We start from the raw sequence: 13,200 nt of genomic DNA, 5'->3' as shown, positions 1-13,200 counted from the left end.
CGCACAGCGTCCGTTCCACCTCATCCCCAGCAGCGGGGGACAACCGCACGGAACGAAAGGACGCGATGTGCGTACGAAACACGCCGCTCGGGCGGTGCTGGCTCTTACCGCGACGGGAGCGGTGCTGGCACCGCCGGCCGCTGCCCAGGCGGCGGAGCCGCTGAGTGTGGATCTGAGAGCGGATGTCGATCGCGACGGGCAGGTTGACCTGAGCGGTGATACCGACACCGCCGGTGAGGACACCTGGTCCGTCGGGCGTGGAGCGGTCTTCCTGCCAAACATCGACGACGACAGCAAGCGGTGCCCGACCGCCGGTCCGGGCGGACGCCCGCTCTCCGACGCCAAGTTGGTCGGCTGCAACGACGCCACCGACCAGAAGGTCAACGGGCGTGCCGACGCCGCCGACCTGGCCCGGGTCCGCTCCGTGCCGATGCGGAACCTGCCGTCCGACGCCAAGGGCAGCGTCAAGGTCACCAAGGGGGCCGCGCAGAGCAGGGTCTTCGTCAAGCAGGACGGTGCTTGGAAACTGGTGACCTCTCAGACCCGGCTGAAGCGGGCCGAGTTGCGTGCCGGCGTCGAGTTCGGGGTCGAGGGCAAGGACGTGATCCGGGACAGCGCGAAGTGGGACGGGCGCGTCTCGATCCGGTTGAGGGTGACCTCCTCGTCCGGCACCGCCTCGGACACCGTCACCCTGCGCGCCGCCCCGCTGCTCACCCACCACGCCCTCCAGAACACGCAGCAGCTGCTGGTCACCAAGGTCCCCGGCAACGAGCCCTGGGCCAAGCGGCAGCGCGCGTTCGTCAAGAACCTGGAGAAGGAGGCCAAGGCGGCGGGGATCACCAAGCCGCCGGCGACCTTCGAGAAGTACGGCGACATCTGGGCCCAGGACTTCGTCGAGCCCGCCTACCTCAACATGACCGGTCCGGACGGACGGCAGCGGACGATGCGCGTGATGCTGCGCTCCGCCCAGGACCGCCCGGCGGGCCGCGAGCTGTACGAGAAGCTGCGCGGCCCGAACGTCGGCGTCGTCCAGGCCAAGGGCCGGGACATGCAGGGCTGGGAGACCCTGAACTCCTTCGGCAACCTGGAGACCATCCCGCCCTACACGCACAACGGCCGCTCGTTCCCGGCCGGGCGGAACATCATGGGCGAGCGCAAGGACGGCAGCGGTGTGCGCCCCTCGAAGGAGATACGCACCCTGCTGAAGTCCCAGGGGCTTCAGGACCCGCTCCTGCTGGACACCTCGTGGCTGCACGTCGGGCACGTCGACGAGTTCGTGCAGTTCCTGCCCGCCGATACCCCGCGCGGCTGGCGGATCGGTATCGCCGACCCGCAGGCCGGACTTCAGCTCCTGCGCGACGCGCAGCGCGACGGCCACGGCGCGAAGAAGATGTTCTCCGTCCCCGGCTTCGACGGCACTCTCTCCCCCGAGGAGACCATCGACGAGGCCCTGGCCTCCCGGTACTTGGTGTCCGACAACGAGATGGCGGCCAAGAAGATCACCGCCAACCTGGAGATCCTCAAGCGGGAGACCGGCGTCACCGACGAGGAGATCGTCCGGGTGCCCGCCCTCTACACCCGCGGCATCGTCGGCGACACCGAGGAGACGACGCGCATGCCGCTGCTGCGCCGACTCGGCGGCAGCGGCGACCCGGAGGCCGCCCGGAAGTACGGCCAGCAGCAGCTCGCCGAGCGCGCCCCCTCCGCCGCGCCACCGGCTCCCACCGTCTCGACCAGCGCCTACGTCCCGGGCGCCGTCAACGGCATCCTGCTCTCCCGCGACCGCTACCTCGCCCCGCGCCAGTGGGGTCCCGTCATCGGCGGCAAGGACATCTTCACCGAGGCCGTCACGGCCGCGTACACGCGCGCCGGCATGAAGGTCTCCTACGTCGATGACTGGTACACGTACCACCTCGGCATGGGCGAGATCCACTGCGGCACCAACACCCTGCGCGACGCGTCCGGCGCCTGGTGGAAGCCGTAGCTCTGGGGCGCGGCGTCGGCCGCCCGGGTCAGGGTGCGGGGATGGCCGTCTCGGCCGCCGCCTTGATCCGGGCGCCGAAGGCGTCGGCGTCCTTGCGGGCGGCGGTGAGCGCCAGGCCGACGAGGAGCTTGCCGAGGCCGTGGCCCTCCAGGACGTTGAAGATACGGACCCGGGTCCGGCCGTCGGGCAGCGACTCCAGGTCGTAGCCGCCTTCGCGGGCCATCACGATGTTCTTCGACACCTCGGCCCAGCGGATCCGCACCGGCGCCTGCATCTCGGTGATGCGGAACTCCCTGCCGGTCTTCATGCCGGCGTCCTTGACCGTGCTGCGGAACACCGTGCCCACCGCCGTCGGGCCGTCGGGCACCCGATCGATCCTCAGCACGCGAGGGCTGAACTGGGGATCGTTACGCCCGTCGGCGAGGTACTCGAACACCGCCTCGACGGGCCGATCGATCTCGACCGTCGCTTCGAACTGTCCCGACATGAGCACTCCTCCATCGCCACCTGTCGCGACTCTAGGGGCCCACCGCGCCGCCCGCGAGACGAAGGAGCCAACCGTCGGACCTCAGGCGCCGGAGGAGCATCAGGGGGATGCCTGTGCGGCCGCGGAGCGGAAGGCCTCGACGCTCTCCCGGATCGCCGCCGTGACCTCCCCCTGGCGGCCGTTGAGATAGAAGTGCCCGCCGGGAAAGGAGCGGAAGCGGAAGGTGCCGCTCGTCAGCTCCTCCCAGGCGCGCGCGTCGTCCGGGCTCACCCGGGAGTCGCTCTCCCCGGTCAGCACGGTCACCGGCGCCTTGAGCGGGGAGACGTCGGCGGTCTCCCGGTAGGTCTCCACGGCCCGGTAGTCCGCGCGCAGCGCGGGCAGCACCATGCGCAGCAGGTCCTCGTCGTCCAGGACGCCCTGGTCGGTGCCGCTCAGCTCGCGGATCTCGGCGACGATGCCGTCGTCGTCCCGCAGATGCACGGTCTCCGCACGGAACCGGTGCGGCGCGCGCCGCCCGGAGGCGATCACGCCCAGCAACTCGCCCCCACCGGACGCCTCCAGCCGACGGGCGATCTCATAGGCGAGTACGGCGCCCATGCTGTGCCCGAAGAGCACCACGGGTCCCGCCGGAACCGCGACCAGCGCCCGGTACACCCGCTCCGCGAGTTCCCGCAGATCCGTGAGGGCGGGTTCCCGGTGGCGGTCGAGACGCCCCGGATACTGCACGCACAGCACGTCCAGCCGCGGCGCGAGCGCCCGCGCCAGCGGCAGGAAGTACGGCGCCGAACCACCGGCGTGCGGCAGCGCGAGGAGCTTCACGGCGCCGGGCGACACCGGCTCGTAGCGGCGGAACCAGGTGTCGAACCGACCGGACACTGCCGACATGACGGGCCGTACCTCCAGAGGTCGATGAGCGACGGGACCCGCGGACGGATCCCGCCCACCCTACGAGCCGGGCCCGGCCGGGCAGTAGCCCCTGCTGCCCCTGACTCACGCTGACTCACGGCTTCGCCGAGCGGTCCAGCAGCACCGGAACGTCCTGCTCCTGCGCGAGCCGGGCGCGCAGCCGGACCGCGTCCTGGCCGGGCGGCAGGCCGTAGGCATGGCGGTACTCGCGGTTGAACTGCGTGGCGCTGACATACCCGACGGCCTGGGCGGCCTGGGCCGCCGTGCTGTCGCCCGCGAACAGCAGGCGGCGGGCCTCCTGGAGGCGCAGATGCTTCTGGAACCTCAGCGGGGACATGCCGGTGGCCGTCTTGAAGTGCCGGTGCAGGGTGGCGGGGCTCATCCGGGCCACCTCGGCGATCCGGTCGATGCTCAGCGGTTCGGTGTAGTGGTCGCAGATCCAGCGGGCCGCCACGCGGATCCGGGAGGCCGCCGAGTCGGCCAGCGACCAGTGCCGCAGCACGGGCCCGAGGGGGCTGCGCAGCAGCCGGTAGAGGATCTCGGCCTCGATGCGCCCCGCGAGCGGGCCGATGTCCTGCGGTGAGTCGAGCAGCAGGACCCACCGGGTGACGGCGTCGACGAGTTCCGGTGCCATCGGCGCGGTGACCGCCGCGGCGAGGTCCAGCGGTGCGGCCGACGGCCCGGCCTCCGCCAGCTCCATCTGCACTGCGGCCAGGGCCTGGTTGTCGATGCGCATGACGGCGGCCCGGTAGGGCACCTTCTCGAAGGCGGCGGTCACCGGCACGTCGAGGGTGATCAGGGCCATCTCGCCACGGGGCGTGAGCCAGCTCCGCTCGCCCGCCGCGGTGCGCTTGGCGCCGTCGGCGATGAAGCAGATCATCGGCTCGTACCGCACTTGCATGGGTTCGAGGAGTTCGTCGAGCGCCACCAGCGACAGCCCCGGTACGGCGGTCTCGGACCACCGCCCCGAGCAGTGCCGCTCGATGGCGTGGGCGAGCCGGTCCAGCATGAGCGCCCCCTTCCGCTTGAGAGGATCAGGCAATCCTATGCGATCAGTGCCCCATGACGTCCGCGGTCCGCGTTCCTAGCGTGGAGGGCATGACACAGCACACCACCAGCCTCCCCCACCGCAAGCTCGGCACCCAGGGCCTGGAGGTCGCCTCCATCGGCCTGGGCACGATGGGCATGACCATGGCCTACGGCGCCTCGGACGAGCGGTCCGCCGTCGCCACGATCCGCCGCGCCCACGAACTCGGCGTCACCCTCTTCGACACCGCCGAGCTGTACGGCTGGGGCACCGGCAGCAATGAGCAGCTCCTCGGCAGGGCGCTGAAGGATGTCCGCGACGAGGTCGTCCTCGCCACCAAGTTCGGCTTCGACCTGAGCGATCCGCAGCGCATCGGCTCCGCCCTCGACAGCCGCCCCGAGCACATCCGCGAGGTCACCGAGAACAGCCTGCGCCACCTCGGCACCGACCACATCGACGTGCTGTACCAGCACCGCGTCGATCCCGATGTGCCCATCGAGGACGTGGCGGGCACGGTCGGCGAGCTGATCGCGGAAGGCAAGGTGCGGTACTTCGGGCTGAGCGAGGCCGGTCCCGACGTCATCCGGCGCGCCCACGCCGTGCACCCGGTGTCGGTGCTCCAGACCGAGTACTCGGTGTTCGAGCGGGCCATCGAGGCGGAGGTGCTGCCGGTGGTACGGGAGCTGGGCATCGGCTTCGTGCCGTACTCGCCGCTGGGCCGCGGATTCCTCACCGGTGCGGTGAAGCCGGCGGCGGAGTATCCGGCGGACGACATGCGCAGCGTCGATCTGCGCTGGCAGCCCGGGAACTACGAGAAGAACCTGACCGCCGTGCATGAGCTGACGGCCCTCGCGGAGAGCAAGGGCATCGCCGTCACCCAGCTCGCGCTGGCCTGGCTGCTGGCCCAGGGCGACGACATCGTGCCCATCCCCGGCACTCGCAGCCCGGACCGCCTGGCGGAGAACGTCGCCGCCGCGCACGTGTCCCTCACCGCGCAGGATCTCGCCCGCATCCAGGAGATCCTCCCGCACGGCTCGGCAGGCGCCCGTTACCCGGACCACGTGATGCCGACCTGGTAGGCCGCTCCCCGCCGTCCGGGCACAAGGGCCGCCCGGTCAGTCGTCGAGGGCCTCCATCACGTCCCCGAGGTCGACGAACTTGAAGCCCGTCGCGGTGCGGTCGTCGGACTGCGGGGTCTCGTCGCCGTCCTGTACGACCAGCAGGCCGTCGGGGTAGCGGCGGCCGAGCGGGGCGTTGAGGGCGGCCGCTCCGTCGCACTCCTCGGAGCCGTCGAGGGTCGCGGAGGCGGCCGTGACGCGGAAGCCGCCTTCGTACTCGTTGCCGTCGGCCAGTTCCCGGTCGTAGGCGGCGAAGGTGTTGTCGCCCTGGCTGGAGGCGAGGAGGTAGCCGTCGCCGTCGGCCTCGTGGATCAGGGTGAGGCCCTCGACGTCGGCGGAGATGTGGGTGCCGCCGTAGCCGGGGTCCGTGCCCGGGGTGCACTCCTCGGTGGCCTCGTCGTAGGTGCCGGGGACGCCGTACTCGCGGACCTTGTCGACGAGGCGGGGCGTGCCGGTGAGGTCGGCGCGGATCCGCCAGATGCCGATGTCCTCCTGTCCGGCGTAGAGGATGCCGTTGGCGGCGTCCACCACCATGCCCTCGACCTGGGGCAGTTCGCCGGGTTCCCCGCACGGGGTCCAGGAGGTGCCGTCGGGCAGGCGGAAGGTGGAGGGCAGGTCGATGGTGCGGATCTTGCGGTAGCCGACGGTGCCGGACCGGCCGGGGAGCAGTTCCAGGAGCGCGACGCTGGTCCGCTCGCGGCGGCTGACCAGGGCGTAGGAACGGCCCGTGGCGCGGTCGGTCCAGGTGGCCAGGCCGTACGCGGTGGTCTGCTCGTTGATCTCGTCCTGGTCGGCGGAGAAGACGGGCGGCGCGGCCGGGTCGGTGACGTCGGTGAGGGGGCCGCCGGCACGGTCGCGGTCGATGCGGTAGAAGCGGAGCCGGTCGTTGCCGCGGTCGCTGGTGACGGCGAGGTCGGCGCGGCCGGTGGACAGCTTCAGGCCCTGCACCAGGTCGACGTTGTTGAAGCGGCCGGGGGCGTCGTCGGGCGTCGGTCCGGCCGGCGCGGGCAGGGACTGGACGAGGCGCGCGTCGAGGTCGTAGACGCGCAGGCCGCCCTCCTTGGCCGTGGCGACGACCAGGCTGCGGCCGGGGTCGGCGGAGTTGCGCCAGATCGCCGGGTCGTCCGCGTCGGAGTTGCCGCCCGCCTCGTCGTCGTAGAGCGCCGCCGTCTCCGACCTCGGGGTGAGCGCGGGCAGTTCGGCGGACGCCTTGGCCTGGGCGGGCAGCGTCACGGCGAGTGCCACCAGTGTGGCCGTCATCAGGAAGACGTGCGGTCGGCGGGTACGGGGCTCGGGCACGCGAACACTCCTTCGGCTCATGATCGGATGCGTCTCGCAGCCTGTCCGGTGCGTGTGAAGGGTGGGCGTCCGTCGATTGCCGAGAGGTGGATCTGACATGAACACTACATACGGCGCACCGTGACCGGGAAGTCCACGTGCCGGAACGGGTTGGGCAGCCCGTACTCGGCGGCGCGTTCGGGGTCGTCGACGTGAGCGAAGGGGCGGATCAGGCTCGCCTTGACGCCGAAGACCGCGTCGGAGTCCAAGTAGGGGGAATCGTCGGCGAACAGATGGGTCGTCAGGGTGCGGACGCCGGGCGCCGAGATCTGGAGGTGGATGTGGGCGGCCCGGTTGGCGTGCCGGCCGGTCGCCCTCAGCAGCGCGCCGACGGGGCCGTCGGCGGGGATCGGGTAGTGGCGCGGCACGACGGTCCGGAACCGGAACCGGCCGTCGCCGTCGGCGGTGAACAGGCCGCGCAGATTGCGCTCCGGGATCTCGCCGGGCCGCTGGACGTCGTAGAACCCGTCCGCGTCGGCCTGCCACACATCCACCCGCGCTCCGGCCACCGGCTGCCCCAAGGTGTCGGTGACCCGGCCGGTGACCAGACACGGCTCTCCGCCCCCGCCGGTCTCGTCGATGGTGTCGCCCAGCTCTCGCGCGGGCGAGTCGACCAGGTGGAAGGGGCCCTCCACGGTCGCCTCGGTGCACCGGCCGTCCGCCGGGTTGTTCAGCGACTCCACCAGCATCGACACCCCGAGGACGTCGGAGAGCAGGATGAACTCCTGCCGGGTGTCGTCGCACTTGTGGCCGGTGCCGGTGAGGAAGCGGATGCCCTCGGACCACTCCTCCGCGGTCAGGCCCACGTCCTTCACGAAGGCGTGGGCGTGCCGCACCAGCGAGGTGAGGATCTCGCGCAGCCGCTCGTCCGGCGCGCCCGCGAAGGAGGCGGCGACGATCTCCGCGGACCGTTCCGCCTCGAAGAATCCGGACGGCTCGCTGGAGTGCTCGCTCATCTCCGCCTCCTTCGCAGCACGGCTCAGCGCATGGCCGCGCCGGGTACCTCTTCGGTGACCCCGTTCAGCTCCGAGGCCGGGTCGGAGCCGTAGGGGCGGGTGAGGGCCTCAAGGCCGTGTCCGGACGGGTCGCGGAAGTACACGCCCCGGCCGCCGTCGTTGCGGTTGATGCGGCCCGGGTGCCTGCCGTGCGGGTCGGCCTGGATGGCGACCTGTTCCGCGACCAGCCGGGCGAGGATCTCGTCGAACTCGGCTTCCGAGACGAGGAACGCCAGGTGCAGCGTCGGGATGTCACCGGGGACGGTCGCGAAGTCCAGCGTGACGCCGTTCGCGGTGGCGACGGGCAGGAAGGGCTCTGCGGGTTCGCCGACCTCGAGGCCGAGAATCCGGGCGAGGAAACGGGCGGACTCTTCCCGGTCACGGGACGGGACAACAGTGTGATTGAACTCGACTGACAAGGTGAATGCCTCCATGGGCATCTCCGCGGCGCCTCCATGCCTCACCCTGTCGGTGACCGACACGCGATGCCGCGACGATCATCCTAAGCACACGGCCGCGGAGGCGTCGAGCGCCAGGGTCTTCCGTCGGCGAACAGGCAGCCCCTAAGGTGCGCAGAGACAGTCGGCGTCAAGCGTCCAACCGGCCTCGTGTCCGGTCACTGCGGCCCCTCGCCACTTTCCGGCCATTGCCTATAGTTGCGCTATGAGCAACTACACCGCAGATAGCGAAACAGCGGGTCCCGCGGTGAACGGGGTGCAGTCCGTCGACCGCGCCGTGAGCGTCCTGGAGATCCTCGCCCGACGCGGCGAGGCGGGCGTCAGCGAGGTGGCCGTCGAGATCGCCGTCCACAAGTCGACCGCGTTCCGTCTGCTCGGGGCGCTGGAGGCGCGCGGCCTGGTCGAGCAGACGGGCGAGCGGGGCAAGTACCGCCTGGGCTTCGGGATCGTGCGCCTGGCCGGCGCCGTCACGGGCCGCCTCGACATCACCCAGCAGGGCAGGACGGTGTGCGAGCGGCTCAGCGAGGAGATCGGCGAGACGGTCAACATCGCGGTTCTCCAGGAGCACTACGCCGTCAACCTCCTCCAGGTACGCGGCCCCGGCGCGGTCGGCACCCACAACTGGGTCGGCCAGCTCACCCCGGTGCACGCCACCTCGAGCGGCAAGGTCCTGCTGGCCCATCTGCCGGAGCCGGAGCGGACCGCCGTCCTCGCCGCGTCGGGGACGCGGAAGCTGACGCCGCACACCCTGACCTCCAGGAGCAAGCTGGAGAAGAACCTCGCGGAGGCACGCGAGCGCGGGTACGCGGTGGCGCTGGAGGAACTGGAGATCGGCCTGCACGCCATGGCCGCCCCGATCCGCTCCCGCGACGGCGAGGTCATCGCCGCCATCAGCGCCTCCGGGCCCACGTACCGCTTCACCGAGCAGCGCATGGAGGAACTCGCACCCGTGCTGATCAGGGGCGCGGACGAGATCAGCCATCGGATGGGGTATCTCGGCTGAGGCTGCGCGGGGTCCGTGGGCACGGCAGCGACCGTCAGATGTATTCCGTCGCCGCGTCGAGCAACCAGTCCGTCAGATAGCCGGCGAAGGTCGAGCGCACCAGGACCCAGAACCCGGCCCTGGGATCGTCCCGGGCGACCAGGACGACCTGGGTGCGGCCCAGGGTCGTCTGGGCGCAGCGTCCAGGGCCGAACGCGCGTGGGTGCAGGTCCAGCGAGCAGCCGTGGGACAGCAGGTCGCGGGCACGGGGGCCGGAGACGAGAAGTGTGGTGCGCTGCGCGGAGACGTCGACGACGGCGACGGGCTCGGTCCCCGCGGCCTCCCTGATCCGGCTCTCCAGGTCCCGCTCACTGCCCGGCGGTGCGACCAGCAGCCACTCGTCCGGGCCGAGCCACAGCGCGGTCGACTCCCCCGCGCGGACGACGGTGTTCGGCTGGAGGGGCAGCTGGAGGTCCAGCGCAAGACCGACGGCCTCCGCCGCCGCCCCCTTGGCGTCGAGGCGCACGTTGAGCTGGGCCAGGAAGGGGAGTTCGGCCAGCCGGATCGCGCCCCCGGAGGTGCGGGTCGCGGCGGCCAGACGGCCGGCGACGTGCGACAGCGGGCTGCGGAGCGGCACGGTAGGGGCGGCAAGGACAGTGGGGGCGGTCTCAGCCATCGCGGCGGGCTCCCTCGGGGTCGTAGAGGACGGGGCTTGCGACGGTGACTGGAACCAGCCGGTCGCCCACGGGTGCGTACAGCCGCTCGCCGATGCGGTCACGGCCGCCCTTGATCAGGGCGAGTGCGAAGGTGCGGCCGAGCGCCGCGCTGCGGTAGCTGGACGTGACATGGCCGAGCATGGGGACCGGTGGTGTCAGCGGCACACCGTCGGCGATCAGGTGGGTGCCCTCCGGGAGGAAGGTTCCCGGGTCGTCGGGGAGGAGGCCGACCAGGTGTTTGCGGTCGGGGCGGGCGGTGTCCGCCCGGGCGTGGGACCGCTTGCCGATGAAGTCCCGCTTCTTCTTCGACACCACCCAACTCATGCCGAGGTCCTGGGGGGTGACCGTGCCGTCGGTGTCCTGGCCGATGATCGGGTAGCCCTTCTCGGCCCGCAGGACGTGCATCGTCTCCGTGCCGTACGGGGTGATGCCGTACGGGGCACCGGCCTCGTGCACGGCCTCCCAGAGGGCGAGGGCGTGCCACGGTGACACATTGATCTCGTAGGCGAGTTCGCCGGAGAAGCTGATCCGGCAGACCCGGGCCTCGATGCCGGCGACGGTCGTCCCGCGCCAGGCCATGAAGGGGAAGTCCTCGTTGGCGACGGCCAGTTCGGGCGCCAGCGAGCCGAGCACCTCGCGGGACTTCGGGCCCACGAGGGCGACCGTCGCCCACTGCTCGGTCACCGATGTGCAGTGGACCTTCAGCTCGGGCCACTCGGTCTGGAGCCACTCCTCCATCCAGTCCAGTACGGCGGCGGCGTTGCCCGTCGTCGTGGTGGTGAGGAAGCGGTCCTGGGCGACGCGCATGACGGTGCCGTCGTCGAAGACCATGCCGTCCGGGCGGCACATGACGCCGTAGCGGATCATGCCGACCTTCAGGGTGCTCATCATGTTGGTGTAGAGCCGGTCCAGGAAGATGCCGGCGTCCGGACCCTGTACGTCGATCTTGCCGAGGGTGGAGGCGTCCATGAAGCCGACGCTCTCTCGGGTGGTCCGGCACTCGCGCAGCACCGCGGCTGCCATGTCCTCGCCGTCCTGCGGGTAGTACCAGGGGCGCTTCCACTGGCCGACGTTCTCGAAGAGGGCGCCGTGCGCGACATGCCACTCGTGGATGGCCGTGGTGCGGACCGGGTCGCTCAGCGCGCCTCGGTCGCGGCCCGCGAGGGCTGCGAAGGAGACCGGGGTGTACGGCGGGCGGAACGTGGTGGTGCCGAGCGCGGAGATGTCCACGCCGAGCAGTTCGGCCACCACGCCGCCGGCCAGGACGCCTGAGGTCTTGCCCTGGTCGTTGGCGGTGCCGGCGGTGGTGTAGCGCTTGGTGTGCTCGACCGAGTGCAGGCCGGCGCCGGTCGCGCGGGCCAAGTCGGCGACGGTGACGTCGCGTTGGAGGTCCACGAAGCGGGGGGCGTTGGCGGTGCCGCCCGGGACGACGTACACGTGCATGGGTGGCGTCTGCCGCGGCTGCGCGGGTACCTGCGGGAGGCTCGGCGTCCCGGGCCGGTATCCCTCGGCCTCGACGGCGCGCGCACCGGCCGCCGCGCCCTGTGCCAGGACCGTCGCCAGGTCGAGGGTGCCGCTCGCACTGCCCGCGACCTCGACCTGCTGACGGCAGGTGTCGGGGACGAAGGAGCCCAGGGCTTCGTCGTGGCGGAGCTTGCCGCCGGACTGGCTGAACAGGTGTGTCACCGGGTTCCAGCCGCCGGAGACCAGCAGCAGGTCGGCGGCGAACTGGCGCCGTCCGGCGGACTCTCCGTACGGGGCGACGGTGACGGTGGAGAGGCGTGGGTCGCCTTCCGTGGCGGTGACGGCGTGGCCGGGCAGTACCTCGATGCCGACTGCCCTCGCGCGGTCGGCCCACTCCCCCGGTGCGGGGCGGGTGTCGACGATCGCCGTGATGGCGAGGCCGGCCCCGGCCAGGTCCAGCGCCGCCGCATAGGCACTGTCATTGGTCGTGAAGACGACCGCGTGGCGGCCGGGCAGGGCGCCGTGCCGGTTGACGTGGGCGCGGGCCGAGGAGGCCAGCATCACTCCGGGGCGGTCGTTGTCCGCGAAGGCGAGTGAGCGTTCGTGAGCGCCGGTGGCGAGGACGACTCTGCGGGCTCGGATGCGCCAGACGCGTTCGCGGGAGACGTTTTCCGGGGCTGCGGCGCCGAGGTGGTTGGTGCGGCGTTCGACGGCGAGGAGGTGGTTGTCGTCGTAGTGGCCGAAGACGGTCGTGCGGGGCAGCACTCGGACCTCGGGGGCATCGGCCAGTCGGGCGGTGATCTCCTGTACCCAGTCGAGGTGTTCGGCCGTGGACAGGAGGCTGCCGCCGGGGTGTGGCTGGTCGTCGGCGAGGATGACTCGGGCGCCGGTGTTCACTGCGGCGGTCGCCGCGGCGAGGCCGGCGGGGCCTGCGCCGACGATCAGCAGGTCGCAGTGGGCGTGTGCGGCGTCGTAGCGGGCGGGGTCGGGGGTGGTGGCGAGGCGGCCCTGGCCGGAGAGGCTGGTGGCCACGAGGCCGTCGTACAGCTCGACGGTCGTTGCGGGCAGCATCGGCTCGGGGAAGGGTTCCTCGATCTGGATGACCGCGTTGGGTTCTTCGACGCCTGCGGAGAAGATGCCTCGGGGGCGGCCGAGTTTGATGCTGGTGCCGGTCTGGATGACGCCGTTCGCCAGCAGTGCGGAGGCGAGGGTGTCGCCGCGGTAGCCCTGGTACTCGGTGCCGTCGAAGGTGAAGGTGAGGGGGGTGTCGCGGTCGATGCGGCCGCGGGTCGCGTGGCGGAACGGCTGAGTCTCGCCCCCGCCGCCCCTACCCGTCCCATCCTGAAGGGGCTCCGCCCCCTGGACCCCCGTCGGCCCTGAAGGGGCCTCGTCCTCGAACGCCGGACGGGCTGGAAATACCGGCCTCGGTTCTGGTGTCGGTGGGCGTTCCTCCCCTGTCCTGTACACCGTCAGGATCTCGTTCGTCGAGGTGTCTCGTAGCGCGTTGAACCAGCGGCGGCAGCCTGCTGTGTGGGTCCAGCGCTCGGCGAAGGGGCCCTTGGGGTTGGCTCGGAAGAAGAGGTAGCGGGACCAGTCCTCGTCGGTGAGGGATGCGGGGTCCTCCGGGTACGGAACGTGTGCCTGGCCGCCGTAGTGGAACTCGGCCTCGTCGCGGGGCCCGCACCACGGGCAGGGGATGAGCAGCATGGATCGGCTCCAGAACGT

At 71.5% G+C, this 13,200-nt stretch carries 11 protein-coding genes; 3 read left to right on the top strand and 8 right to left on the bottom strand.

The window, feature by feature from the left end:
- Window positions 1–67: 67 nt before the first annotated feature.
- Window positions 68–1,984 carry a protein-arginine deiminase domain-containing protein gene (locus tag BN159_RS36800; RefSeq protein ID WP_015662123.1) on the top strand — a complete coding sequence of 639 codons (1,917 nt, stop codon included), beginning with the start codon at window positions 68–70 and terminating at the stop codon, window positions 1,982–1,984.
- Between the two features lie 28 nt (window positions 1,985–2,012).
- Here BN159_RS36800 and BN159_RS36795 read toward each other — a convergent pair whose 3' ends face one another.
- The 3 genes from BN159_RS36795 to BN159_RS36785 all read right to left on the bottom strand — a co-directional run bounded on the left by BN159_RS36795 (window position 2,013) and on the right by BN159_RS36785 (window position 4,386).
- The gene (locus tag BN159_RS36795; RefSeq protein WP_015662122.1) at window positions 2,013–2,471 is read right to left on the bottom strand and encodes an SRPBCC family protein; all 459 of its coding nucleotides are present in this window, start codon (window positions 2,469–2,471) and stop codon (window positions 2,013–2,015) included.
- A 99-nt stretch (window positions 2,472–2,570) separates the two neighbouring features.
- Window positions 2,571–3,356, bottom strand: coding sequence for a thioesterase II family protein (locus tag BN159_RS36790; RefSeq protein ID WP_015662121.1), 786 nt, complete (start codon window positions 3,354–3,356; stop codon window positions 2,571–2,573).
- A 115-nt stretch (window positions 3,357–3,471) separates the two neighbouring features.
- Window positions 3,472–4,386: an AraC family transcriptional regulator gene (locus BN159_RS36785; protein WP_015662120.1), complete on the bottom strand. Its 915-nt coding sequence runs from the start codon at window positions 4,384–4,386 to the stop codon at window positions 3,472–3,474.
- An 89-nt stretch (window positions 4,387–4,475) separates the two neighbouring features.
- On the opposite strand from BN159_RS36785, the gene BN159_RS36780 reads away from it, so the two are divergent.
- A complete protein-coding gene (locus BN159_RS36780) occupies window positions 4,476–5,483 on the top strand; it encodes an aldo/keto reductase (protein ID WP_041820399.1) in 1,008 nt (335 codons plus the stop codon).
- Window positions 5,484–5,519: 36 nt separating this feature from the next.
- Here BN159_RS36780 and BN159_RS36775 read toward each other — a convergent pair whose 3' ends face one another.
- The 3 genes from BN159_RS36775 to BN159_RS36765 all read right to left on the bottom strand — a co-directional run bounded on the left by BN159_RS36775 (window position 5,520) and on the right by BN159_RS36765 (window position 8,274).
- A complete protein-coding gene (locus tag BN159_RS36775) occupies window positions 5,520–6,821 on the bottom strand; it encodes a phytase (RefSeq protein ID WP_015662118.1) in 1,302 nt (433 codons plus the stop codon).
- A gap of 104 nt (window positions 6,822–6,925) precedes the next feature.
- A complete protein-coding gene (locus BN159_RS36770) occupies window positions 6,926–7,816 on the bottom strand; it encodes a dioxygenase family protein (RefSeq protein WP_015662117.1) in 891 nt (296 codons plus the stop codon).
- Between the two features lie 23 nt (window positions 7,817–7,839).
- Entirely contained in the window at window positions 7,840–8,274 is a 435-nt protein-coding gene (locus BN159_RS36765; RefSeq protein ID WP_041822135.1) for a VOC family protein, read from the bottom strand.
- A 244-nt stretch (window positions 8,275–8,518) separates the two neighbouring features.
- Here BN159_RS36765 and BN159_RS36760 point away from each other — a divergent pair, with 244 nt between their 5' ends.
- Window positions 8,519–9,316 carry an IclR family transcriptional regulator gene (locus BN159_RS36760; RefSeq protein ID WP_015662115.1) on the top strand — a complete coding sequence of 266 codons (798 nt, stop codon included), beginning with the start codon at window positions 8,519–8,521 and terminating at the stop codon, window positions 9,314–9,316.
- Between the two features lie 34 nt (window positions 9,317–9,350).
- On the opposite strand, the gene BN159_RS36755 is transcribed toward BN159_RS36760, so the two are convergent.
- Together BN159_RS36755 and BN159_RS36750 are read right to left on the bottom strand one after the other, a co-directional pair.
- Window positions 9,351–9,971: a sarcosine oxidase subunit gamma gene (locus tag BN159_RS36755; RefSeq protein WP_015662114.1), complete on the bottom strand. Its 621-nt coding sequence runs from the start codon at window positions 9,969–9,971 to the stop codon at window positions 9,351–9,353.
- Window positions 9,964–13,182, bottom strand: a complete 3,219-nt coding sequence (locus BN159_RS36750; RefSeq protein WP_015662113.1) for a sarcosine oxidase subunit alpha family protein — start codon at window positions 13,180–13,182, stop codon at window positions 9,964–9,966. Before BN159_RS36750 ends, BN159_RS36755 begins: the two co-directional genes overlap by 8 nt.
- Window positions 13,183–13,200 lie beyond the last annotated feature (18 nt).

The sequence above is a fragment of the Streptomyces davaonensis JCM 4913 genome (genome assembly GCF_000349325.1).
Taxonomy (GTDB): domain Bacteria; phylum Actinomycetota; class Actinomycetes; order Streptomycetales; family Streptomycetaceae; genus Streptomyces; species Streptomyces davaonensis.
The sequence above is the reverse complement of the archived record's forward strand: the minus strand, read 5'-3'. Positions and strand labels throughout refer to the sequence as shown.

Coding starts and splice junctions, on each gene's coding strand:
- BN159_RS36795 (WP_015662122.1), bottom strand. CDS start 2,471: ATGTCGGGACAGTTCGAAGCGACGGTCGAGATCGATCGGCCCGTCGAG.
- BN159_RS36790 (WP_015662121.1), bottom strand. CDS start 3,356: ATGTCGGCAGTGTCCGGTCGGTTCGACACCTGGTTCCGCCGCTACGAG.
- BN159_RS36785 (WP_015662120.1), bottom strand. CDS start 4,386: ATGCTGGACCGGCTCGCCCACGCCATCGAGCGGCACTGCTCGGGGCGG.
- BN159_RS36780 (WP_041820399.1), top strand. CDS start 4,476: ATGACACAGCACACCACCAGCCTCCCCCACCGCAAGCTCGGCACCCAG.
- BN159_RS36770 (WP_015662117.1), bottom strand. CDS start 7,816: ATGAGCGAGCACTCCAGCGAGCCGTCCGGATTCTTCGAGGCGGAACGG.
- BN159_RS36760 (WP_015662115.1), top strand. CDS start 8,519: ATGAGCAACTACACCGCAGATAGCGAAACAGCGGGTCCCGCGGTGAAC.
- BN159_RS36755 (WP_015662114.1), bottom strand. CDS start 9,971: ATGGCTGAGACCGCCCCCACTGTCCTTGCCGCCCCTACCGTGCCGCTC.
- BN159_RS36750 (WP_015662113.1), bottom strand. CDS start 13,182: ATGCTGCTCATCCCCTGCCCGTGGTGCGGGCCCCGCGACGAGGCCGAG.